Source organism: Neptuniibacter sp. PT8_73, from assembly GCF_047778045.1.
In the GTDB taxonomy this organism is placed as follows: domain Bacteria; phylum Pseudomonadota; class Gammaproteobacteria; order Pseudomonadales; family Balneatricaceae; genus Neptuniibacter.
The window spans coordinates 2,246,538-2,271,464 of record NZ_CP180545.1 but is presented as its reverse complement, the minus strand read 5'-3'; the positions used below and the strand labels follow the sequence as shown (position 1 = coordinate 2,271,464).

Below are 24,927 nucleotides of genomic sequence, written 5' to 3'. Positions count from 1 at the left end.
TCGCCAGTATGGATACACAGGCAGAGTCTGTAGTAGACACAGGTCTACGTTCGCTAATTACCATTGCTCGTTTTCACCAATTACCCGCTGAAGAGCCTCAGATTCAGCATCAATTTGCTGTACCCGGCGAACATTTTGGTAGTACTGAAATTCTCCGCGCTGCAAAATCGCTAGGGTTTAAAACCCGCCAGTCACAACTCACATTTAATAAACTCAATAACGCGGTTTTGCCTGCCATTTTACAAGGCAAAGATGGACAATATTTTGTTTTAGCAAAGGTTGCGCAAGCCTCCGAGTTAAGTGGTAATGAGGTTGATCAGGCTCAAACGGGACAGGGTAAAGCACTAGTCCTATTCGCGGACAAAAATCAACCGGACTCGTTGACTGAGGATCAACTCAACGAAATCTGGAATGGTGAGGTTATCCTGATTAGTAAGCGGGAAGGACTGCTTACCAGTTTTAAAGAGTTTGATATTAAGTGGTTTATTCCGGCGTTATTAAAATATAAAAAGTTCTTTGCTGAAGTTTTTATTATCTCCTTCTTCCTACAGCTATTTGCTCTAGCTACGCCGCTCCTATTTCAGGTGGTAATGGATAAAGTGCTAGTACATCGAGGCTTCACCACGCTTGATGTATTAGCTTTTGGGTTTGTCGCCATAGCCGTGTTTGATGCGATTTTGGGTGGTTTACGTAATTACGTATTTGCTCATACTACTAACCGAGTGGATGTGGAGCTTGGAGCGCGCTTATTCAACCATCTCGTCTCTTTACCGCTGTCCTATTTTGAATCACGGCAGGTCGGTCAAAGTGTGGCGCGTGTGCGTGAGCTGGATACGATCCGTAACTTTATTACCGGTACTGCATTAACGCTGGTTATTGATCTGTTCTTTACCATCGTGTTTTTTGCAGTGATGTGGTTTTACAGCCCTACCTTAACCATTATTGTTTTACTTACCATCCCATTCTATATAGCACTTTCTATATTTATCACACCGATACTACGCCACCGCTTGGATGAGAAGTTTAAACATGGCGCGGAGAATCAGGCCTTTCTGGTCGAGTCTGTCACCGGTGTGGAAACGCTTAAAGCGATGTCGGTTGAACCACAAATGCAGCGTAAATGGGAAGACCAGCTCTCTAAATATGTGACTGCCTCTTTTCGTACCCAAAACCTCAATAACATTGCCAATCAAATCGCCGGGTTTATCAGTAAAGTCACTACCGTTCTGATCATCTGGTACGGTGCGCATTTAGTAATTGATGGTCACCTTACCGTTGGTCAGCTTGTGGCCTTTAATATGATAGCCGGGCGCGTTTCTGGCCCAATTCTTAAGCTTGTCCAGCTCTGGCAGGATTTCCAGCAAGCGGGTATTTCGGTTAAGCGCTTGGGGGATATTCTTAATACACCAACGGAGCCGGGGTATAACCCTAACCGCAGTACATTGCCGCAACTACAAGGTAAGGTGAATTTCGAGCATATAAACTTCCGTTACCGTCCAGATGGGCCGCGCATACTGAATGATATCTCGCTACAGGTTAAACCGGGTGAGGTGATAGGTATTGTCGGCCGTTCGGGATCAGGAAAAAGTACCCTCACTAAGTTAATACAGCGTATGTATGTACCCGAAGGCGGTCGTGTGATGATTGATGGTGTTGATCTAGCGATGGTCGATACTGCTTGGCTGCGTCGCAATATCGGTGTGGTTCTTCAAGAGAACTTCCTGTTCAACCGCAGTGTGCGTGAAAACATTGCCTTAGCTAACCCGGGGCTGCCAATGGAGGCAGTTGTGCAAGCGGCTAAGTTGGCGGGTGCCCATGAGTTTATCTTAGAGCTACCTGAAGGCTACGATAACTCTGTGGGGGAGCATGGCTGCAATCTATCGGGTGGTCAGCGCCAACGTATCGCCATAGCTCGAGCGCTGATTACTAATCCCCGTATCCTTATTTTTGATGAAGCAACCAGTGCGTTGGATTACGAATCAGAACGGATCATCCAGCACAATATGGCTTCAATCTGTCAAAACCGTACAGTCTTTATCATCGCACACCGCCTTAGTACGGTACGTCAATGTGATCGCATTATCGTGATGGATAAAGGCCGTATCGTAGAGAGTGGTAACCATGACGCCTTGATTCAACAACAAGGGTATTACCATCAGCTACATAGTATGCAGAGTGGTATAGGTAAGCCTTTAAGGCCGGTTGAAAGTACTTAGATCATCTAGAATGTAATGCCTTAAACACTGCCATTCCAGCGAAGGCTGGAATCTATACCTAGATAGTAAAGAGAAAGCTTTAGGCTTCTTAAAGCCTTGAACAAAAGGCTGATAAAACGGATTAACGCTGTATTAGGGAATTAACAGCATGAAATGGATAAATTCACTAAAACAACGCTGGGAAGAGCGTTCTACTATGGGCGATAACGATCTAGCCCGTCAGGAACTAGCTTTTCTGCCAGCTGCGCTTGAGATCAAAGAGAAACCACCTCACCCAGCAAGTCGAGTGACCGCATGGGTTCTGCTCGCACTGTTCACAATTGGTCTTGTTTGGGCTTGTCTAGGTGAGGTCGATATTGTTGCGACAGCAGAAGGGAAAATCATTCCTTCAGGCCAAGTTAAACAGATTCAGCCGTATGAACGCGGAGTTGTATCAAAGATACTAGTAAAAGACGGCCAAATCGTTAAAGCCGGTCAAGCGCTGATCGAATTGGACCGAGGGCAAACCAGTGCAAACCAAAAGCGTTTTGAGCAAGAGATTATTCAAAACCGTCTTAATCATCAGCGTTTAACTTACTTCAAAACCTATTTGGATCAAGCCTTCGCTGCAGCGCAAAACTCCACTCAGTCAGAGCAACTCGCACACACGCCTAATCATCTATCTGTTGAAGTTAAATCATGGCCTGAAGCACCCGAATACCAACAGCAGCAGCAAGCGTTATTACTAATTCAGCAGCAAGAAAACTATCGTGCAGAACAAGCGCGTATCGATCAGCTCCTAATTGATAAAAAAGCTGAGCAGCAAGTTAACTTTGCGCTGATTAACAAGCTTAAAGGCACGCTACCGCTAATAAGTCAGCGTGTATCTGCACTTAAAAAGATGATGCAAAAGAAGATGGTGGCTAAGGTTCAGTATTTAGAACTTGAGCAGCAGCGAGTAGAACAACAGCAAGACCTAATCGGTGCTAGAGCGCGTAACCAACAGCTTTTAGCCCAGATAGACGAGCTAAAACAACAGCGCAAAGGTTTAATTGCGCGCTACCGAAGTGACAACCTACAAGAACTTCTACAAACCGACCGTGAATATCTAACCCTCCAAGAAGAGTTAAATAAAGCAAGGGATTTGAATAAGAAGCAGATTCTTACATCTCCGGTCGATGGCATTGTGCAAGAACTAGCTATCCATACTATTGGCGGAGTTGTGACCGAAGCTCAGCCGCTAATGAAAATAGTACCGGAAAACCAACAACTAGAAGTAGAAGCTTGGTTAGAGAATAAGGACATAGGTTTTGTCTATACCGATCAAGTCGCAGAAGTAAAAGTTCACACTTTCCCATTTACAAAATACGGCGTAATTGATGGTCGTGTAGAAACAATCTCTACCGATGCCACAGTCGATGAGCAAAGAGGGCTTATATATAAAGCTAAGGTTTTGTTAGCAAAGAACAGTTTAAATGTTGATGGTCGAAATGTTGAATTAGTGCCGGGGATGGGAGTAAGTGCAGAGATTAAAATCGGTAAGCGTTATTTGATTGAATATATTTTGGCACCTTTGCTGAGATATAAGGATGAAAGTTTAGTTGAACGATAATATCTAAAAAAGGGAATTTTAAATGTCTGTATCAATCCAAGCTGGTGGCATTTCTGCTTCAAGTGGTAAGGCTAAAGTTAAAGTAACTAAAAATAATGTTCGTATTTCTTTGGGGGCGGCTAGCCTGAATTATGATCCTGAAAATAATAGGATTACTTCCCAAGGGGTAGGGGTTTCTGCTGGTATTCTCACTGTCCAGTTAACAAAAAATTTCAATGAAGATGGCACATATCATCACTCATTAGATATAAGTTTAAAAATTGGAAATAAGAAACTCTTCACTAAAAAAATTACTGCTGAGGAAGGAGCTGAAGCAGTATTTGAACAAATTAGAACCAAAGGAATTGGTATTTACTTAGATGGCCAGACTCGTCTTGATTACTATACGTACGTAAATCAACAGACTGCTAATAATCAATCTGCGCTTACGTTTCCAGAATGGGTGAATCTGAATAGTAATTTAGATCCCTCAGGTTCTTTTGGTGATGCTAAAGCAAAAGAATCGCCAATAGCCATCGATTTAGACCGAGATGGTCAAATAGAAACATTATCTCAAACTGAAAATATCAACTTTGATTTAGATGATAATGGTTTTGCTGAACGTACTGGTTGGATTGCTAGTGATGATGCGTTGCTTGTTCGTGACCTTAATCAGGATGGGGTAATTGATTCTGGTAAAGAACTTTTTGGCAATAATACCCTGTTGGAAAATGGCCAAAAAGCAGCAAATGGATATGAGGCATTACAAGAATTAGATCTTAACGCCGATGGTGTTGTTGATCAGTCAGAAGTTACAGCAGCCGATATTAAATTGTGGCGAGATTATAATAGCGATGGCATCACTCAAGTTGGTGAATTGATAACGCTTGAAGAAGCGGGTATAGAATCGCTTAATACTGGCTATACAAATACCAATATTGATGATGGTAAGGGTAATACCATTGAGCAAACCAGTACAGCAACAGCTACAGACGGTAGTTCAATTGCAACAGCCGATGTATGGTTTGGCGTTAACTTAACGCATACAGAGGAAGTTGATCTTCTTCCTCTTTCTGATGAAATTCTCGCCCTTCCAAATGCTCAAGCCTTCGGCAATGTTCACAGCCTTCAGCAAGCGATGGCGCGTGATGATGTTCTTAAATCTTTGATTGCAGATTTTGTTGCTTTACCTACAAGCGAAGCACGTGAAGCAGCTATGGATCAAATTATATATCAATGGACAGGTGTATCTGAGGTAGACCCTAACAGCTACGATGAATTTGGCGATGTTTATATGGATGGCCGACAAGTTGCTGCGTTAGAAGCATTGGTTGGTCGAAAGTACATAAATAATGCAGGTGCTAATTACGTACAAGGGCCGTATGCAGCAGGTGTTTTAACTGCTGAATATGATCGTTTTAAAAGCTACGTTTTCTCACAAATTGTCAGTCAGGTGGTGTATTCAGAGGCTTTTGACAAAATCGGGGTGGACTTTGATGTTGAAACCTTAACATTTAAGCCGGATCTAACTGAGTATAAAACGTTTTTAATAGAACAGGATAAGGGGAAAAATAGTGCATATGTTCATAGTTCGATTCAAGCATTAAAGGGCATTGCTACTTATTCCACAACCCTTTCTAATAGTATTGATCAAATTAAAACCGATCTAGTATTAGGTGACTATATCCCTCAATCATTCTTGCTCGGTACTACTGGCAGTGATTCTCTGTTTGGTTCATTACATAGCGATGGAATTAGAGGCTACGAGGGTGATGATTTTATTAATGGGGGGGACGGAGCAGATAGGATAAGGGGTGGTGTAGGTAATGACCATTTGGAAGGAGGTAAAGGTAGTGATATCTATTACTTCAATCGTGGTGATGGTCAAGATGTGATTATAGATAACGCTACTTCAGGTACAGATAAAATTGTGTTGGGGGAAGGGATACTAAGAGAGCATGTCAGTATTACGCGTTCTGGTTACGATATTGTTTTGAACATTGCTGATCCTGACGGTTTGGCAGATGATAAAATTACCCTGAATTACCAGTTTGTATCTAATAGTGGGGCCTGCCGTATAGAGCAAGTTCTTTTCTCTGACGGTACTTTATTAGAGCATGCAGAAATGTTCCGAGAAGCTCAGAATATTTATGGTACAGAAACTAGTGATCGCCTAGTTGGTTCAGATAAAACCGATTACCTGTTTGGATACGCCGGTGATGACACGCTGAAAGGTGGTAGTGGTTCGGATCGCATTTATGGTGGTGTAGGTAATGACCATTTGGAAGGAGGTAAAGGTAGTGATATCTATTACTTCAATCGTGGTGATGGTCAAGATGTGATTATAGATAACGCTACTTCAGATACAGATAAAATTGTGTTGGGGGAAGGCATACTTAGAGAGCATGTCAGTATTACGCGTTCTGGTTACGATATCGTTTTGAAAATTGCTGACCCTGACGGTTTGGCAGATGATCAAATTACCCTGAATTATCAGTTTGTATCTAGTAGTGGGGCTAGCCGTATAGAGCAAGTTATTTTCTCAGACGGTACCTTATTAGAGCATGCAGAAATGTTCCGAGAAGCTCAGAACATTTATGGTACAGAAGCTAGTGATCGCCTAGTTGGTTCAGATAAAACCGATTACCTGTTTGGATACGCCGGTGATGACACGCTGAAAGGTGGTAGTGGTTCGGATCGCATTTATGGCGGTGTAGGTAATGACCATTTGGAAGGAGGTAAAGGTAGTGATATCTATTACTTCAATCGTGGTGATGGTCAAGATGTGATTATAGATAACGCTACTTCAGGTACAGATAAAATTGTGTTGGGGGAAGGGATACTAAGAGAGCATGTCAGTATTACGCGTTCTGGTTACGATATTGTTTTGAACATTGCTGATCCTGACGGTTTGGCAGATGATAAAATTACCCTGAATTACCAGTTTGTATCTAGTAGTGGGGCCAGCCGTATAGAGCAAGTTCTTTTCTCTGACGGTACTTTATTAGAGCATGCAGAAATGTTCCGAGAAGCTCAGAACATGTTTGGATCAGTGGGTAATGATGTTCTCGTCGGTTCAGATAAAACTGATTATCTCTTTGGATATGCCGGTGATGACACGCTGAAAGGTGGAAGTGGTTCGGATCGCATTTATGGTGGCGTAGGGAATGATTATTTGATAGGAGGCAAAGGTAGTGATATCTATTACTTCAACCGTGGTGATGGTCTAGATAGGATTAAAGATAGTTCCGCTTCAGGTACAGATAAGATCGTTTTTGGAGAAGGTATTCTGCTAGAGGATGTAACGATTACGAGGTCTGGCAGCGATATTGTGTTGTCGTTGACGGATTCTGAGGGTGTAACAGTAGACAGTTTGATACTGGATAGCGCATTCATTTCTACCAGCGGCTCCTACCGAATAGAGGAAGTTAATTTTGCTGATGGATCGGCGCTTACTCACGATGAAATGTATCGTGAAGCTCAAAATGTGTACGGTACTGAGGATGACGAAACGCTAACAGGCTCGACTGTAAGGGATTACATTTATGGCTACGGCGGTAATGATGTTGTTCAAGGGAGCTCTGGCAATGATTATATTTATGGTCATGAAGGGAATGATACACTTAAGGGTGGATCTGGTAATGACCGAATTACCGGCGGTTTAGGCAATGACCGTCTGGAAGGCGGTAGTGGTAATGATATCTATTACTTCAATCAAGGTGATGGTCAGGATACGATCAAAGAGAGTTCCAGTAGTTCAAACGATCAACTAGTGTTGGGAGAATCAATCTCTTATGACGATCTTTGGTTTAGTCGTTCTGGGAATGATTTGGTGATTGATTTCAACTCTTCGACTGATCAGGTGAAAATACAGAGTTGGTACTCTAGCAGTAGCTATGAGGTTGAACAGATCAAAGCATCAGGGAATGTGTTGGATCACTCAAAAGTGGATGCCCTAGTTCAAGCCATGGCGGCATTTGATGCACCAGGTGGCGCTGGTGAAGAGATTCCTCAAGATGTTAAGGATCAGTTACAACCGGTATTGGCGTCTAGTTGGCAGCCTGTTAGCTAATTGCTAAATGAGCTATATCAAAAAACGGGATTCATCAGTCCCGTTTTTCATTTTTAATAATCCAACTTCAATGATTCTCTAATCTCTTTCGCATCTTCCTGTCTTTGCTCTAATCTTGCCCGTTCGGTACTGCTAATGGTCGGTTCTCTTAGTGCATAATCGATCTGCCTTAAGGCTCTATCCACATTGGCAGTTAGCAGAAAGTATTCAACACGGGCTTCGTGCACGCCGACAATATCGCCGGCTAACCCGTAGGCTTCTGCCAGCAGGTACCAAGCTCGGCTGTCATTTGGGTCTTTCTCGACCAAATCTTCATAAGCTTGTACTGCAAGGTGTGGCTGGTTTAGTTTTATTTGTGTATCGGCGTAAATAAAAGATACCGCTTGGCTGCCAGGGAAAAGGTTTCTTAGGTGTCGTAGTTGCTTCGCCGCTTCAGGGTAGTTTTCTTTTCCTAGTTCCAGCTCTGCTTTGATTAAACGAGCACTTAGGCGATTTTTAAAGCTTTTGCTAAAGCGGTTGATATTCATTTGCGCGAGTTCAAAGTCTTTAACTGCTATTGCAGTGTGAGCAATAGCGTATCTTAAGCTGTCGTTGTCCTGCTGTTTTTGCGTATTTAGGTACTTTTCTAACAGTTGTTTTTGATCTTTAGCGTATCCGGTACGAATACGTGCGCTGGCGATATTAAAATGGATGCTATTTTCTTTCGCATTAATCACGTTGATTGTTTCAGCGCGATTTAGTGCATCTGAAACACGTGATTGGGTGACTGGGTGTGTTAGCAGAAACTCAGGCGGAATGCGGCTAAAACGTGCTTGTTGCTGCAACTGGCGGAACATGTCGGCCATAGATTTTGGATCGTAACCTGCTTGAGTCAGGGTTTGCATGCCGATGTAATCAGCTTCACGTTCATTCTGTCGACTGAATGAAAGGCGGGAAGAGGCTGATGCAGCCATGGACGATTGTATGCCAACAATGCCTGCTTCAGGGTCTGCTGCTCCTAATAGGATACTGCCTAGCATGCTGGCTATTAGAAATGGTCTGTTTCGTCGCTGTTCTTCTAATTGTGAAGCAAAGTGGCGTTGGCTTAAATGAGCTAACTCGTGTGCTAATACGGAGGCTAGCTGTGCTTCATTTTGGGCTGTAATGAGTAGGCCAGTATGAACGCCAATAATGCCACCGGGCGCTGCAAAGGCGTTTACAGTTGGATTGTCGAGGACCAAAATTTCTAAGCGCCGATCCGTTAGTTGGCTATATGTGACTAAATTCCAAGTGAGTTCTTCGACATATTGGCTTACAACTGCATCTTTATATAAGCGCGAGCTGCCGCGAAGCATACGCACCCAAGCGCGACCCAAAAGGTATTCTTGTTGCTGAGAGATAATGCTGTAACCACTGCCACCGATATCGGGTAGTTGGGTATCTGCTTTCAGGCTTAAAGGTGAAGCGCTTAACAAGAATGTTAAGAGGAAAGCAATAAGTCCATTGTGCATACTGGTATCCGAAAAAGCCCGTGCTAATACAAACAAGAATGGTATATAGTGCTGAACTTAATTGATAACGACAACAAAAATTACGTTAAGAAAAGTTAATGACTACACATTCGTTCGACGAGACATTAGACGCGTCTGGATTAAATTGTCCTTTGCCGCTCCTGAAAGCTAAACAAGCGCTTAATAAATTGGAAGCGGGTAAGGTGTTAAAAGTTATCGCTACTGATAGTGGTTCTATCAGAGATTTTAAAGCCTATGCCGATCAGTCTGACCATGAATTGTTGGAATCGTTCACTGATCAGGAACCTTATGTTTATCTGATTCGTCGAGGCTAAGCAGAGTTTCTTATGCGCAAGATATTTAGTAAATGGATAGAGCGCTACTTTTCTGACGAAGAGGCATTGCTGCTCTTTGTTTTGTTAGGAGCTGCATTGCTGGTGATCCTGACTTTAGGTCAGGCTTTGGCGCCGGTTTTTGCGGGTATTATCCTAGCATTTTTGATGCAGGGTGGGGTTAATCGCTTAAAGCAGTTGAATGTTCCGCACCTACTTTCGGTCATACTGGTATTTTTGGCTTTTGTCGGTGGTTTGGCAGCGCTGTTCTTAATTGTTATGCCGCTGGCATGGCGTCAGGCGGTCAATCTGTTTAATGAGCTCCCCGGCATTTTATCGGAAATCCAGTCAGTATTGCTGCTGCTGCCGCAAAAATACCCAGAGTTTATATCTGAGGCTCGTATTCTAGAACTGATCGATCTAGCTGCAGCTGAGCTATCGCAGATGGGGCAGTTGGTGGTGACGTTCTCTTTGAACTCGATTACTGGGGTGATGGCATTACTGATATATCTGGTATTGGTGCCTATTTTAGTTTTCTTCTTCCTAAAGGATGGGGCGGTCATGACTAAGTGGTGGGTATCATTTTTGCCAGAAAAGCGCGATATGATGACCAGCGTTTGGACTGAGATGGATGATCAGATTGCCAACTATATTCGTGGTAAGGCTATTGAGATCATCGTAGTGGGTACGGTGACCTACATTACCTTTATTTTCTTGGGTATTAACTATGCGGCGCTATTGGGGATTTTGGTCGGATTATCTGTATTGATCCCATATATTGGTGCAGCACTGGTAACGATTCCAGTGGCGTTGATTGCTTTCTTCCAGTGGGGCTGGAGTAGTGAGTTTATGACCCTGATGGTGGCATACGGCATTATCCAGGCGCTGGATGGTAACGCACTTGTACCATTGTTGTTCTCGGAAGCTGTAAACCTGCATCCGGTTGCGATTATCGTAGCGGTGTTGGTGTTTGGTGGGCTTTGGGGGTTCTGGGGATTGTTCTTTGCGATTCCGCTAGCAACTTTGATCAAGGCTATTTTGAGTTCTTGGCCTAAAGCGAAGCAGCATCCAATCGAGTTAGAAGAAAGCGGTGTTTAAACACCGCTTTTTTTTATCTGATATTCTGATTTATAGTGCTTGAGCCGCAGCGAGTACTTCGTCGACATGACCTTTAACTTTTACTGTGCGCCACTCCTGTCGTAATACGCCTTCAGCATCAATCAAGAACGTAGAGCGGTCGATACCCATGTACTCGCGACCATAGTTCTTTTTCAGCTTGATTACATCAAACAGCTTGCACAATTCTTCATCTGGGTCGCTGATTAGCTCGAACGGAAATTCTTGTTTTACTTTGAAGTTTTCATGAGCACGCATTCCGTCACGAGAAACACCGAAAATCACAGTATTTGCTGCTTCAAACTGATCGATAGCGTCGCGGAAATTCTGACCTTCGGTTGTGCAGCCAGGTGTGCTGTCTTTAGGGTAAAAATAGATAACAATGTTTTTGCCCTTCAGTGCATCCAGTTCAACAGTCTGCTCGCTAGTGGCTTGAGCGGTAAAAGATGGGACTTTTTGATCAATAGCAACGTTGCTCATAGTAAATCCTTAGTGATGATGGCTACTCAACAAAGTATAAAATCGTATAGAATACGTCTCTTAATACGATACCAGATATGGTTTAGATTATAAGAGATCTATTTCACGAGTAATTGGCAATCTATTGTAAGTGAAAGTGGAAATATTCCTTCTTAGCCCTCTATTTGGATTGGCCCAAGGAAAAATTGAATCTTTTCAGCCGCCTAGGGTCGATTAGTCAAGTTTTAAGGTTGTAATACGCACTAGGGCAGAGTAGTTTTGTCCTTTGCAAAACCTGATATAAATCTCATGGAGAAAAAAATGATTACTGGCAGCATTGTTGCTCTTGTTACCCCTATGCTTTCTAACGGAGACGTCGATTGGGATTCCCTAGACAAACTGGTAGATTGGCATCTGGATAAGGGCACTGATTCCATCGTCGCTGTGGGCACTACTGGTGAGTCCGCTACACTAAACTGCGATGAGCATTGCCAAGTGATTAAACGTGTAGTTGATCGTGTTGCAGGCCGCATCCCAGTGATTGCAGGTACAGGTGCAAACTCAACTTCCGAAGCTATCGAGCTTACTGCTGAAGCTAAAAACGCGGGCGCAGATGCGTGTTTGCTTGTGACTCCTTACTACAACAAGCCAACTCAAGAAGGTTTGTACCAGCATTACAAAGCTATTGCTGAAGCAGTAGATATCCCACAGATCCTTTACAACGTACCAGGTCGTACTGCTTGTGATATGCAGACTGAAACTGTGCTTCGTCTAGCTGAGATCAGCAATATTGTGGGTGTTAAAGAAGCAACCGGTGACGTGCCTCGCGGTATCGATCTAATTTCTAAAGCGCCAGAGGACTTTGCTGTGTACTCTGGTGATGATGCTACTGCAGTAGAGCTAATGCTTGAGGGTGGTAAAGGGAACATCTCTGTAACTGCAAACGTTGCGCCTGCTGAGATGGCTAAAATGTGCGCTTTGGCGATGTCTGGTAAAGCTGAAGAAGCGCGTACGCTAAATAACAGCCTAATGCCACTTCACGAAAAACTGTTTGTTGAAGCGAACCCAATCCCTGTGAAATGGGCGTTAGCTGAAATGGGCTACATGGGCCTTGGTATTCGTTTGCCACTAACTGTATTGGCAGATGAGTGTCACGACACTGTTCGTGAAGCGATGCGTAGCACTAACATTATCTAAGCGACTATATTCATGAAGAAAATTGTATCTGTATCAGTGGTTACTGGAGCGCTGCTTTCTGGCTGCAGTATGTTGGATGATAACCCTATCTACGGTGAAAGTGGCATTGTGCGTGATCGTAGTCAGGATTATGAATTGGCGCAAACGGGTCAGCGCTTAGAATTGCCTGCGCACCTTAAAGCGAAGCAGACAGCAGATACATTGACTATTCCAGAAATTAGTAACGTTGCGACAGCGCGTACGGGGGGCTTTGAAGTTCCTCGTCCGGAGTTCTTTTACGCTGAAGCGGGCAGTGAATCTGTTAACCTAAAGCGTGAAGATGGTGAGAAGCTGATCATTGTTGACGAAGGTATCACCAGCGTATGGGTTAAGCTGCAAGAGTTCTGGCAGTTTAATGGTATAGATATCGCTAAGTCTGATCCTCGTCAGGGTCAAATGGAAACTCAGTGGATCCATCATGATGCTAAAGAATTCAGCTTTGTCGATACTTGGGTTAAGCGCCTGACTTTCCAAGATATTCCCGGCCCTACTAAGGACAAACTAAGAATTAGTTTAAAGCCTGCTGTTGATGATCCTTCTCGTACAGCGATCTCTATGGATCATGTTCGTTTTTCAGCAGATGAAGATGTGGCAAGTATCGATTGGGCTAATCAAGCGCAAGGTGTAACTTTCAAATCGGATATGATGTTCGAGATGCTGCGTTACCTTGGTAAAGCATCGGGTCAGCGAAATGCCCAAACGCTTATCGCATTTAATGAAAAGCGCCGTGTAGGCACACAGCTTGGTCGTGATTCCCGTGGCAATCCAGTTCTGAAAATGAGTGCAGATTCTGCTACAGCTTGGGATCAAATCAGCACTGCACTAGATAAAGCAGATATGGATGTGGGTACCCGTGATGCGGATACAGGTTACTTCTACATGACCTACACCACCTCTACGCCTTTCGAGAATGTTGAAGAACAAGGCTTCTTTGAATGGCTGCACTCTGATCGAGGTGATATTAAACTTGATACAAGCTCCATTACAGCTGCTTTGGGCTTAGAGGGTGAAGAAGAAGGTGGTATCAGCTATACAACAGGCAAAACTGCTGCTTACCTTCAAGGTGTAAAAGATGGCGAAGTTAAAGATTCTTTGACCGGTCCAGAAGATGAAGGTAACAAGGAAGGCTACAAGATCTGGTTTGCTGGTAAACCAATCTATGTGTTTGGTGGTGATAACTCCGGTATATTCAATGAATCTACTGGTAAATTCGAACATACGGGCCAGTATCAGTTAAAACTAATTCGTACACGTGCAGGTGTATTCTTGAGTGTGTTAACGTCTGAAGGTCTATCGGCTCCAGCAATTGTGGCTGAAGAGATTCTTTGGGAAATTAAAGAGAATTTACCTAAAGCATAAAAGATGATGTTGCGAACAATATCGTCTTATAAAGAAGGGCCGTAAGGCCCTTTTTTTGTGGTTATTTTTATATCAATAGGAAAGATTCATGCGTGCTGTAATTTTGGATTTAAAAGGGTTGGAAGCGATAGATCTTTCTCCTATCGAACAGAGAGTATCAGAATTGGTCAGTTACGAATTGACACGACCAGATCATGTGCTTGAGCGAGTTAAAAATGCGGATATTCTGATTACTAACAAAACTGCGATTACGGCTGATGTAATGGATGCCGCTGAGCAGCTTAAATATATCTGTGTGCTTGCAACCGGAACTAATGTGGTTGATAAAGTCGCTGCCGCTGAGCGAGATATTCCAGTATCAAACTGTGTTGCCTATGGGGTAAGCTCTGTTGTGCAGCATGTATGGTCAATGATTTTAGCCTTGCATACTAATTTGGTTTCTTACGCTAATGATGTGAAGCAAGGTCAGTGGCAATGTTCTGATCAATTCTGTTTTCTGGATTACCCGATTGTGGAACTTGAAGGTAAGACGCTAGGTATTATTGGTTACGGAAACCTAGGGCAGGGCGTAGCGAGTGTAGCGTCTGCTTTTGGAATGAAGGTGATTGTGGCGCAAAGCTTGAGCGGTAATCTGCAAGATCCGGATAGGGTGAGTTTGGGTGAGTTGATTGAGACATCTGATGTGATCAGCCTTCATTGTCCATTAACAGATGATACGGAAAACTTATTTGATCGATCCACCTTCAAACAGATGAAAAACACTGCTTTTTTAGTTAATGCTGCTCGTGGTGGAATTGTAAATGAACAAGATCTTGTGGATGCGTTAAAGTCTGCTGATATTGCGGGTGCTGCGACTGATGTTCTAACTGTCGAGCCACCAATAGATGGAAATCCTCTGTTAGATCCTTCTATTCCTAATCTGTTGGTGACGCCGCATATCGCTTGGGGAACACTAGAAGCTCGTACCCGTATTATTCAGCAAACAGCAGATAATATTCAGGCGTTCTTACGAGGTGAACTCACCAATCCTGTTTAAATCTTGAGACACTTAGAATGGGCAAGGTGCGAAAAATTCGACCTGCTCATCACTATCTGGGTGAGGGAAGGCTAAGTACTCTGCATGAAGAAGTAGACGCTCTGAAGCGGCAATGCCTTCTTCGGTCGCGTAGAAACGATCGCCAACGATCGGATGCCCCATGGCTTGCATATGTACTCTAAGTTGATGTGAGCGACCTGTGATTGGTTTTAGCGCGACTCTTGTACCAAGTGACTCTTTCGAAAGTTGTTCCCACTCAGTGTGAGCGCTTTTGCCTTGCTCAAAATCTACGATCTGTAACGGACGATTCTCCCAATCGCATCGTAGCGGTAGCTTTATTTCACCCGATGTTTCGCTTGGCTCTCCGCAGATAATCGCTTGGTATCGTTTGTTGGTCAGTCTATCTTGAAAGCTACGACTTAGATGTCTTTGCGCTTCAAGGGTGAGGGCTAGCACCATCAAGCCAGATGTTGCGTAATCTAAGCGGTGAACGACCCGTGCTGTGGGGAATTGTTCTTGTACTCTGCGCCATAAACAATCTTGTTTATCTTCCCCGCGACCGGGAACAGATAGCATGTCATAAGGTTTATTAGCGATGACGAGTGAGTCATCGCTATAAATGATTTCAATCACGCTGTTTTCCGTTCGAATAAGACCATGGATTCAACATGGGAAGTGTGAGGGAACATATCCATGACACAGAAGCGGCTAGCTACATAACCTTGTTCAATCAATTCGGCTCCATCTCTCGATAGGGCGGCAGGGTTACAAGATACATACAGAATCATTTCAGGCTGGTGATTCTTGAGCTGTTTAATTATCTCTAAAGCGCCCGTTCTTGGAGGATCTAGTAGGATTTTATTGAAGCCTTGTTTATACCAAGGCATAGCGCGTAGATCTTTGCTTAGATCAGCACGGTAAAATTCACAGTTGTCTAGATCATTATTTGCTGCATTGGTATTAGCGCGGGCAACCATATCTTCAACACCTTCAATACCAACAACATGCGCTGCTGTTTTCGCTAACGGGAGACTGAAATTGCCGATGCCACAAAATAGATCTAATACTCGATCGTTAGCTTCTAAGTTAAGCCAAGAGATCGCGCGATCTATCATCTGTTGGTTAACTTGGTTATTCACCTGAATAAAGTCGCCTGGCTCAAATTCAATGTTTGTAGCGGTTGGCTGATGTTTATAGCTTAAAACTGCCTTATCAGAATAGGCTTCTATCTTATCGCCGTGATCAAAATAGAGCTTAAAATTCTGTTGTTCAGCTAGATTGTTTAATGCTCGGCAAAGTGCATCGCTAGGGCGTTTTTTAACGCGAAGTGTTAATGCTCCTTGGTTGTCCCCTAGGGTTAATTCGCCATGTGTGATCTCTTTAAACTGTTCTTCTGCTTCCAGTACTTGTGGTAGCGCCGACAAGATCTTATCTAGGGGTTCCGCGAGGACAGGGCAGTGATTTATTTGGGTTAGCTTGCTACTGCCGCGGCGTCTAAAGCCAACTAGTGCACTGCCATCTCGCATCATCTGGTTGATGCCTATTCGGCAGCTACGGCGATAGTTCCATTCTGTGCTTGTAATGGGTGCTTCAACTTGTTCAGGCGCAAATTTACCTAATCGACTGAGTTGATCTAAAACCAATGTTTGTTTGGTTGGGATTTGGTGCTCGTGCGCTAAATGTTGCAGGTCGCAACCACCGCAAGTACCGAAATGCTCGCACTTTGGCGACGTGCGTTGTGACGATTCAGTTAGCACTTGAGTGCAGTTAGCTTCATCGTAGCGGCGATGTTTGCTGGTAATCTCGTATTCAACTTCTTCATTTGGAAGCGCGCCAGCTACAAATATAGTTTTACCATCATGTTTGGCGATACCTCGGCCTTCATGGCTTAGTCCTTCAATTTTCAGAGTATCTGGATAAGGCGTGGCTGCCTTAGGCTTCTTTTTCTGAGGAATTGGTTTGGCAAAAAGGCTTTGTTTACGTTTCATGATGAGTACCGGCTTAAGAAGGCGGCGATTCTATCAGAAAGCGACCTGCACGTCCTATGACTTGTAGGAAAGTGATCTGGCACCTGTGTTGATCGATATTAGTCAGATAAGAAAGATCGGTATACACAGCCAGAGATAGATCAATAATTCATTGACTTGCTGACAGCAGCCTAAGCAATCACCATTATAGCCGTCGATCCAATGTTTGAAGAAATGGATCATACAAGCGGTAGCGATAAAAGTTGGGACTATAACGCTAAGATAGCTGAGGGGTAAAAAGATAAAACATGCGGCAACTGGCAGGGTGGCAATAAGCAGATCCATCTTACTCAAGGGGCTTAGCATCTGTTTGGATTTGCTGGTCTCTTCATTACTAACGTACTTTTCACGATAGATGATGATTAGCGGGAATAAACGACTGAGACAGTGGCCTAATACAATAATGGCAATGGTATGTTGAACTTCTAGTAGAGCGTTGAATTTAAGTAATAAGACAACGATCAGGCCAATAACACCGTAGCTGCCAACCCTAGAGTCTTTCATGATGCGAAGGATCTGTTCTTTATCCCAGCCTCCGCCAAAGCCGTCACAGCAATCCGCTAAGCCATCTTCATGGAGTGCTCCAGTCATCCAGATACTGGATAACATCGATAGAATTACAGCTATGCTATCTGTGAAAATAAAACTAGAAAGCCAATAGATCAGAGCGGCGTAAAACCCAATTAAAAGGCCTACCCATGGCAAGTACTTAGTCGATTTTGCTTGTGTTTCTTTGGTGTAATGCACCCAGGATGGAGAGGTGAATCGTGTAAAATAAGTTAGGGCATTAAAAAAAAGATGTAGCTGCTCGGGGTAAGATTTCATTAAACTTGGGGCCTGAGAAAAAGAGTCCCTACTTTAGTAATTCCTTTCACTAAGGACAAGGTTTAAACGACTGATGATCGAAGAACACAAATTTGCTCCCTTTGTGCGCATTTTGGGCAAAGGTAAAAATGGTACTAGATCGCTTAGCCGCGAAGAAGCTGAAGCTGCAATGGCCATGATTCTGGATGGAGAGGTTACGCCTGAACAGCTCGGAGCCTTTTTGATGTTGCTGCGAGTAAAGGAAGAGGCGCCAGAGGAGCTTGCGGGGTTTGCTGATGCCGTGCGCAGTCGATATTCGGTTGGTCGTGAAATACAAGTAGATCTTGATTGGTCGACTTATGCGGGTAAAAAAAGACGCCACACTTGGTATCTACTGGTTGCTCTATGTCTAGCGAGCCATGGCTATCGTGTTTTTATGCATGGTTCAAAGGGTCACACGCCGGGGCGTATCTATGTAGAAGATATGCTGAGTTTATTTAACTTAAAGTCCTGTCAGGATTGGTCTGAGACCGAGGCTGAATTAGACCGAGTTAACTTTGCGTATATGTCTATAGATCAGTTTTGTCCTCCGCTAGGGGAAATTATTCAGCTGCGCCCAATTCTTGGTCTTCGTTCGCCGGTTCATACCTTATGCCGTATGCTTAATCCTGCTGATGCGCCAGCAAGCATTGATGGTGTCTTTCATCCAGCTTATGGCCCTATGCATCAGAAAACTGCTCAGCTTTTAGGTGTAAAGCGCAACGTCACTATGCGTGGTGATGGTGGTGAGGCCGAGATTAGACCAGACACAGAGTGTTTATTACAGTGGTCAGAAAGCGGTGAGTTAACGGAATACGACTGGCCTCGTATCGTTGAAAAACGCTTTGTGAAGGAGGCAGAGCTTCCTGCGCAAACCTTATTGGATGTTTGGAAAGGCGTAGGTGAACATGAATACGGCTATAAGGCGATCATCTCAACTATGGCTGTAGTTTTGAGGTTGTTAGGCGAGTCAGCAGAGATGCCTGAGCTACTGGAAAAAGCAGAGCAACTTTGGCAGAGCCGGAAAATCTCTCAATTTGCTTGAACGAGTAGCTTCGCCGGTTAATCTCGGCGAAGCTTATCTGAAACTGCGATTGGTGATGGAAAGTTGAAGATCACCACATAACTGGATAACAAGAAGGTTAAGATCGCAGTTGCCTGAATAACATGAGAGGCTTCTTCTCCGATCATCATACTTCCCGCCGCTATATAAGCTATCAACAGCGAAAACTCACTTATCTGGCCCAATCGAAAACCTACTTCCCAGCCAAGTTGCTTCGATTCACTAATACGGCTTAGTAAAAAGCGGAATACCACTGGCTTTATCGCAAGGACCAATATTGCCAGAATAATTGCTGGAATCGCAATCGTGCTAACTAAGGTTAGATTAAAGCTTGCTCCAATTGAGAAGAAGAATAGGATCAAGAAAAAGTCACGTAGTGGCTTTAGGCTTGTAGCGATGTATTGAGCAATTGGGCTGGTGGCGATGGATACGCCAGCTACAAAAGCGCCTATCTCTGCAGATAGACCTGCCAAATGTGCCATCTCAGCTAAGCCAAGACACCAGCCGATCGCAAGAAGGAAGATATATTCATGAAAGCGATCAAATTTCTGGATCAGCTTTAGCAGCACATATTTTACAAACACAAAGGCCCCAATGATCAACAGTGGTAATGCCGCGAGCGTCGTAGCGAATTGAGCCATGGTATCGCTACTTGTACCGCCATTTGTGCCACTGTAAAGAAACAGTAAGACCATGATTGCAATAACGTCTTGTAGGAGCAGAAGGCCTACTACCAGTTCACCGGTATGGCGGTGGTGAAGTACTGTTGTGGGTAACAGCTTGATGCCGATGATCGTACTGGAAAACATCACAGCAGTGCCGATGATTAGGTTTTCTGTTTGTGTGTAACCGAAGGCATAACCGACGCTGTAGCCGAGCGCAAAGAAGATCAGTGAGCTTCCTATGGCGACCAAGGTGGCTTTGCGCAACATCTGCAATAGATGCGAGGGCTGCATGTCTAGGCCAAGAAGAAATAGCAGGAAGATGATGCCGACGTGGGATATATCAGATAGCAGTTTAGTATCAGTCACCATGCTCATGCCGTATGGGCCTAAAATGGCTCCCAAAACGATATAGGCTACGAGTAAAGGCTGGCGAGTGTAGAGCGCCAAAGACGCCACAATGGCAGCACCCGTAAAAATTAAGAAGAACGAAAAAACCAGTGACTGATCAGCCATTTACATATCCCTAAAAGTGGTTTTTAAACTATAGCAAGATGAAACAGCGCGGTTCAAATAATCAAGCTGTTTGGAAGGTCAAATTTTGACTTTTTGCCAATGCTGTTGAGACCAGATGCGGATAAAGATTGCTGACGAAAGCAATCGATGAACAATCTGTACTATCCAGATTCCTAATAGCCCGAAGCCTAAAATAGGCCCAAATAGCCATGCTAAAGGTAAAAAGAAACACCACTGACCAAATGTAGATATAAGTAAAACTGATCGATTCGCGCCTACACCAAGTAGAGCTTGAGTTAATACAATCGCAGCTGCATCTAAGCAAATTGCTAGCGCAGATAGTTGTAAGGGAAGTACAGCGATATCTATCAGTTGCTCTGATTGTAAAAACGCAGAAAGGACTGCTTCAGGAAAGATCACAAGTGGAATGCTCAGTAGGCTAATGCAAACCAGCGCCGTGATAATCACATCCCATCCCCAGCGAGCTGCTTCTTGATAGTTATCTTCACCAATTGAATGGCTAACAAGCGAGGTACAAGCAACGCCAAAACCAACCGCAGGAAGGATTAAGAAGAGTGAGAGATTAATCAGTACATGTGCGATCGCTTGTTCGCTGGTGCCTAGCTGACCAATGATCCAGATAAGAATGCAGATTGCCAACGCTAAAAAAAACTGCTGCATTGAATGAGGAAGCGCCAGCTTAATCACTCTATAGATTGAGGATGCTTGCTGAGTGCTGAATTTAAATAATCCATTAGGTTTGGCGTCCTTGTAGACCATTACAGCGTTTAATAGAGCGCCTATATACAATGCTATAGCGGTGCCTAAACCTGCTCCTGGTGCGCCAAGTCTTGGTAAGCCCAGTTCACCAAAGATTAAACAGTAACTAATAATAACGTTAAGCAGATGAGTGGCTATCAGAACTTTAAAGTAGGTCGCAGGCCGCTTAGTGCCGTTCCACCAACCACGGAAAGAGAGGTTGAGTCCAATAGCAAGCATGGCTGCAGTTCTGTAATCAAAATAGGCTTCAGAGATATCTTGTACTGCTGAGTCATCAGTCATCAGAGAGACTATGGATCCTGAGTAATAGATCAATACACAACTGATAGGGAGTGCGAAAAGAAGTGAGATCAAGAGCCCCCAGTGAACAGGGGAGGCAGCATGATCGTGCTGGCCTTCGCCTTGATGACGTGCTACTAGCGTCTGTACCCCAGAAGACAGGCCAAGAATGAGGCTGATAGCCACAAAATTAGCATAGCCCCCTATGCCTACGCCGGCGAGAGATGCTTCGCCAAGCTGACCGACAAGTACGGCATCTACAAGGTTAAGTAGGCTTTGGGAAAGCATTCCCGCGATAATCGGCAGCCCTAAACCTATTATTATTTTTTGTCGGTTGAAGAATTTCATAGGGGTCAAAATAGGAAAAAAGCAATTCTATCAGATTATCTATGCAATAAGGTCTCTCCCTATATGGAAAAATAGTTTTAAGGACTTATATCTAATGGATGAGCTGAATAAGGTGGCAGAGTTGTGCCATGTTGCGATAGAATTTTTCACCTATTGTTTAATAGTTGAGCAATTTACTCGGATTTACTTTGAGTGTATCCTAGAGCTTAAGAATTGATTGGTTCAACATACAGGACACCGTATGAATATCACCGTCACAGAAACGGCAGAAGAATACCTAAAAGAGCTACTTTCTAAACAAGATGTTGAGGGCATGGCTGTACGAATGTTCGTTACACAGCCAGGTACATCTTATGCAGAAACTTGCCTAGCTTATTGTCGTCCAGATGAAGTTATCGAAGATGATGAAATACTGGAGCTGACACAGCTACGTTTCTACATTGAAAAGAACAGTGTTCCTTATCTAGATGAAGCACATGTGGACTTTGCAAAAGATCGCATGGGTGGGCAGTTAACGATCAAGGCGCCGAATGCGAAAGTGCCTAAGGTTTCACCTGATAGCCCAATTTCAGAGCAGATTAACTATATTCTCTATTCAGAAATAAACCCGGGTTTGGCTTCCCATGGTGGTGAAGTAAAACTGATGGAAGTGGTTGAAGAAGAGGAAGGTAATATTGCAGTGCTTCAATTTGGCGGCGGTTGTCAGGGTTGTAGCGCTGTTGATATGACATTAAAAGATGGTGTAGAAAAAACACTAGTTGAACGTATCGAAACCTTGGTTGGAGTACGTGATATCACAGACCACAGTGTTACTGATAAGGCCTACTACAAGTAAGCTCGAGCATCTGAAAGTAAAAAGGGGAATTTATTCCCCTTTTTTGATTGTCTCCATAAAGGGATGCTGCTATAAAATTTAGTATCCCGGTTCTCTTACCTCGATATATTCCCAACGCGTTGTTTTTTTGTATCTAATTGGTTGCATTTGAAATTTTGACCCCCATGTAACCCTAAGACACGCTTTTTTAGAATTTCTCCGCAGTACATCGCGGACTGGTTGATGAGGCTTTTGCTCATGACACAACATGACGACATTCAGGAACAACTAATCGAATTGCCAGTGCTCCCACTAAGGGATGTGGTGGTATATCCGCATATGGTTATCCCATTATTCGTAGGAAGGGAAAAATCAATCGAAGCCCTAGAAGCTGCAATGTCTGGGGAAAAAGAAATTCTTCTTGTTGCACAGAAAAACGCATCAGATGATGAGCCGTTGGCGGAAGACCTATTTGAAGTGGGTACCGTTGCTAGCGTACTGCAAATGCTTAAATTGCCTGACGGAACTGTAAAGGTGCTTGTCGAAGGTGATTACCGCGCAACCATTCATAAATTGAGTGAAGACGAAGGCTTCTTTACTGCGCAAGCAAATATGCTCGCAATTGAAGAGCTAACCGAAGCTGAAGGCGAGCTATACAAGCGAACAGTTTTAGAGCAATTTGAACGCTTTGTTCAAGTAAATAAGAAAATCCCATCTGAAGTGCTTTCCTCTCTTCAGAATATCGACGATGTAGGGCGTTTGGCGGATACCATTGCTGCACATATGTCGCTTAAGTTGGAAGAAAAGCAACAGATCTTAGAGATGCTTAGTAACAAAGAGCGTCTAGAGCATCTGATGGCGTTGATGGAATCTGAAATTGACCTGGTTGAAGTGGAAAAACGAATTCGCGGCCGCGTTAAGAAACAGATGGAGAAAAGTCAGCGCGAGTACTATCTGAATGAACAGATGAAAGCTATCCAAAAAGAGTTAGGTGATCTGGATGAGTCCGGCACTAACGACATGGATGAGCTGAAAAATCGAATAGCTGAAGCGAAAATGCCGCAAGAAGCTTTCGATAAAACCATGAGCGAATACAACAAGTTGAAGATGATGTCGCCAATGTCGGCTGAAGCGACAGTTGTTCGTGGTTACATTGATTGGATGATACAGATCCCTTGGGCTAAGCGCTCTAAAGTTCGCCATGACATGAAGCGAGCTGAGAAGGTGCTTAACCAAGATCACTTCGGTCTTGAAGAAGTAAAAGACCGCATTCTGGAATACTTAGCAGTTCAGAAACGAGTTAAAAAACTTAAAGGTCCGATCCTTTGTTTGGTTGGCCCTCCAGGTGTAGGTAAAACATCTCTAGGCCGTTCTATCGCTCGTGCTACGAACCGTGAATACGTGCGTATGGCACTAGGTGGCGTGCGTGACGAAGCAGAGATTCGTGGTCACCGTCGTACTTATATCGGCTCTATGCCAGGTAAGTTGCTACAGAAGATGTCGAAAGTAGGCGTAAAAAACCCGCTGTTCTTGCTCGATGAGATCGACAAAATGGGTATGGATCAGCGTGGTGATCCAGCTTCGGCTCTTCTTGAGGTGCTAGACCCAGAACAAAACAACAGCTTTAACGATCACTACTTAGAAGTAGATTACGATCTTTCTGATGTAATGTTCGTATGTACTTCAAACTCTATGAACATTCCGGGTCCTTTGTTGGATCGTATGGAGATCATTCGCATCCCGGGTTACACCGAAGATGAGAAGTTGAATATTGCTCGAAATTACCTTGTTGAGAAGCAGTTTAAGAATAATGGCTTGAAAAAAGGTGAAGTGGAGATAAAGGATAGTGCCATTACTGGTTTGATCCGTTACTATACCCGCGAAGCCGGTGTGCGAGGCCTTGAGCGAGAGATCGCTAAGCTTTGTCGTAAGGTTGTTAAAGAGCTTGCTTTGGCTGATAAGAAAGACTTGCCAGTGGTTATTGAAGAAGCTCAGTTGGAACACTACAGCGGTGTTCGCAAGCATAATTTCGGTATCGCTGAAGAACAGGATCAGGTTGGCCTAGTAACAGGCTTAGCTTGGACCCAAGTGGGCGGCGATATCCTAAGTATCGAAACAGCAGTGGTACCGGGCAAAGGCCGTCAGGTGACGACAGGTAGCTTAGGGGATGTGATGAAAGAATCCATCCAAGCTGCACTGACTGTTGTAAGAAATCGTGCTGAGGCCCTGGGTATAGCGTCTGACTTCCATGAGAAACAAGACGTTCATATTCACGTTCCAGAAGGTGCTACACCAAAAGATGGTCCAAGTGCGGGTATTGGAATGTGTACGGCTTTAGTATCAGTTTTAACCAATATTCCGGTTAAGGCTGACGTAGCAATGACAGGTGAAATTACCTTAAGAGGGCAGGTTTTACCTATCGGTGGATTGAAAGAAAAACTACTCGCTGCACACCGCGGGGGAATTAAAACGGTCATTATTCCAAAGGAAAATGAGCGCGATTTAAAGGAAATTCCCGACAATATCAAAGCAGATATCGATATTAAGGCGGTTAAATGGATTGATGAGGTGCTGGACATCGCACTAAAGTATCAACCAAAACCTGTAGAGAAAAGCGAGAAAGAAGTAGTGGCGACAAAGGAAAAGGCTGCAAAAGCTGAGCCGGAGCAAATAAAGCCACATTAGTATTCATCAGGGGTAGAAAGGTGT

General features: G+C 43.8%; 18 protein-coding genes. 11 read left to right on the top strand and 7 right to left on the bottom strand.

All coding sequences use genetic code 11. The features are described 5' to 3' along the window. Positions 1-8 precede the first annotated feature (8 nt). The 3 genes from ACMXYN_RS10080 to ACMXYN_RS10070 all read left to right on the top strand — a co-directional run bounded on the left by ACMXYN_RS10080 (position 9) and on the right by ACMXYN_RS10070 (position 7,858). A complete protein-coding gene (locus tag ACMXYN_RS10080) occupies positions 9-2,216 on the top strand; it encodes a type I secretion system permease/ATPase (protein WP_415891705.1) in 2,208 nt (735 codons plus the stop codon). 148 nt (positions 2,217-2,364) lie between these two features. Then, positions 2,365-3,807 (top strand): HlyD family type I secretion periplasmic adaptor subunit, encoded by a 1,443-nt coding sequence (locus tag ACMXYN_RS10075; protein ID WP_415891704.1) that lies wholly within the window; start codon positions 2,365-2,367, stop codon positions 3,805-3,807. A gap of 22 nt (positions 3,808-3,829) precedes the next feature. Beyond that, complete coding sequence (locus ACMXYN_RS10070; protein WP_415891703.1) at positions 3,830-7,858, top strand: calcium-binding protein; 4,029 nt, start codon at positions 3,830-3,832, stop codon at positions 7,856-7,858. Positions 7,859-7,911: 53 nt separating this feature from the next. Here ACMXYN_RS10070 and ACMXYN_RS10065 read toward each other — a convergent pair whose 3' ends face one another. Further along, the gene (locus ACMXYN_RS10065) at positions 7,912-9,348 is read right to left on the bottom strand and encodes a M48 family metalloprotease (protein ID WP_415891702.1); all 1,437 of its coding nucleotides are present in this window, start codon (positions 9,346-9,348) and stop codon (positions 7,912-7,914) included. A 98-nt stretch (positions 9,349-9,446) separates the two neighbouring features. Between ACMXYN_RS10065 and ACMXYN_RS10060 the strand changes: the two genes are divergently transcribed. After that, entirely contained in the window at positions 9,447-9,683 is a 237-nt protein-coding gene (locus ACMXYN_RS10060; RefSeq protein ID WP_415891701.1) for a sulfurtransferase TusA family protein, read from the top strand. Between the two features lie 12 nt (positions 9,684-9,695). Beyond that, the gene (locus tag ACMXYN_RS10055; protein WP_415891700.1) at positions 9,696-10,778 is read left to right on the top strand and encodes an AI-2E family transporter; all 1,083 of its coding nucleotides are present in this window, start codon (positions 9,696-9,698) and stop codon (positions 10,776-10,778) included. A gap of 30 nt (positions 10,779-10,808) precedes the next feature. On the opposite strand, the gene ACMXYN_RS10050 is transcribed toward ACMXYN_RS10055, so the two are convergent. Then, on the bottom strand, positions 10,809-11,276 hold the full coding sequence (locus tag ACMXYN_RS10050) for a peroxiredoxin (protein ID WP_415891699.1): 468 nt from the start codon (positions 11,274-11,276) through the stop codon (positions 10,809-10,811). A gap of 300 nt (positions 11,277-11,576) precedes the next feature. Here ACMXYN_RS10050 and dapA point away from each other — a divergent pair, with 300 nt between their 5' ends. The 3 genes from dapA (at position 11,577) to ACMXYN_RS10035 (ending at position 14,886) form a co-directional block, all read left to right on the top strand. Next, positions 11,577-12,452 carry a 4-hydroxy-tetrahydrodipicolinate synthase gene (gene dapA, locus ACMXYN_RS10045; protein WP_415891698.1) on the top strand — a complete coding sequence of 292 codons (876 nt, stop codon included), beginning with the start codon at positions 11,577-11,579 and terminating at the stop codon, positions 12,450-12,452. A 12-nt stretch (positions 12,453-12,464) separates the two neighbouring features. Beyond that, positions 12,465-13,850, top strand: a complete 1,386-nt coding sequence (bamC, locus tag ACMXYN_RS10040; protein ID WP_415891697.1) for an outer membrane protein assembly factor BamC — start codon at positions 12,465-12,467, stop codon at positions 13,848-13,850. Positions 13,851-13,938: 88 nt separating this feature from the next. Next, complete coding sequence (locus tag ACMXYN_RS10035; RefSeq protein ID WP_415891696.1) at positions 13,939-14,886, top strand: D-2-hydroxyacid dehydrogenase; 948 nt, start codon at positions 13,939-13,941, stop codon at positions 14,884-14,886. A 12-nt stretch (positions 14,887-14,898) separates the two neighbouring features. Here ACMXYN_RS10035 and ACMXYN_RS10030 read toward each other — a convergent pair whose 3' ends face one another. From ACMXYN_RS10030 to ACMXYN_RS10020, 3 genes are all read right to left on the bottom strand, one after another. Next, positions 14,899-15,519: a pseudouridine synthase gene (locus tag ACMXYN_RS10030; RefSeq protein WP_415891695.1), complete on the bottom strand. Its 621-nt coding sequence runs from the start codon at positions 15,517-15,519 to the stop codon at positions 14,899-14,901. Next, the gene (gene rlmD, locus ACMXYN_RS10025) at positions 15,516-16,874 is read right to left on the bottom strand and encodes a 23S rRNA (uracil(1939)-C(5))-methyltransferase RlmD (RefSeq protein WP_415891694.1); all 1,359 of its coding nucleotides are present in this window, start codon (positions 16,872-16,874) and stop codon (positions 15,516-15,518) included. Before rlmD ends, ACMXYN_RS10030 begins: the two co-directional genes overlap by 4 nt. 102 nt (positions 16,875-16,976) lie before the next feature. Continuing rightward, a complete protein-coding gene (locus ACMXYN_RS10020) occupies positions 16,977-17,738 on the bottom strand; it encodes an adenosylcobinamide-GDP ribazoletransferase (RefSeq protein WP_415891693.1) in 762 nt (253 codons plus the stop codon). Positions 17,739-17,811: 73 nt separating this feature from the next. Here ACMXYN_RS10020 and ACMXYN_RS10015 point away from each other — a divergent pair, with 73 nt between their 5' ends. Continuing rightward, on the top strand, positions 17,812-18,801 hold the full coding sequence (locus ACMXYN_RS10015; protein WP_415891692.1) for a glycosyl transferase family protein: 990 nt from the start codon (positions 17,812-17,814) through the stop codon (positions 18,799-18,801). A 17-nt stretch (positions 18,802-18,818) separates the two neighbouring features. Here ACMXYN_RS10015 and ACMXYN_RS10010 read toward each other — a convergent pair whose 3' ends face one another. Together ACMXYN_RS10010 and ACMXYN_RS10005 are read right to left on the bottom strand one after the other, a co-directional pair. Then, positions 18,819-19,997, bottom strand: a complete 1,179-nt coding sequence (locus tag ACMXYN_RS10010; RefSeq protein ID WP_415891691.1) for a cation:proton antiporter — start codon at positions 19,995-19,997, stop codon at positions 18,819-18,821. 78 nt (positions 19,998-20,075) lie between these two features. Continuing rightward, on the bottom strand, positions 20,076-21,404 hold the full coding sequence (locus ACMXYN_RS10005) for an MATE family efflux transporter (RefSeq protein WP_415891690.1): 1,329 nt from the start codon (positions 21,402-21,404) through the stop codon (positions 20,076-20,078). A 241-nt stretch (positions 21,405-21,645) separates the two neighbouring features. On the opposite strand from ACMXYN_RS10005, the gene nfuA reads away from it, so the two are divergent. Then, a complete protein-coding gene (nfuA, locus tag ACMXYN_RS10000) occupies positions 21,646-22,239 on the top strand; it encodes a Fe-S biogenesis protein NfuA (RefSeq protein ID WP_415891044.1) in 594 nt (197 codons plus the stop codon). 237 nt (positions 22,240-22,476) lie between these two features. Beyond that, entirely contained in the window at positions 22,477-24,903 is a 2,427-nt protein-coding gene (gene lon, locus ACMXYN_RS09995) for an endopeptidase La (protein ID WP_415891689.1), read from the top strand. The last annotated feature ends 24 nt before the right edge of the window (positions 24,904-24,927 follow it).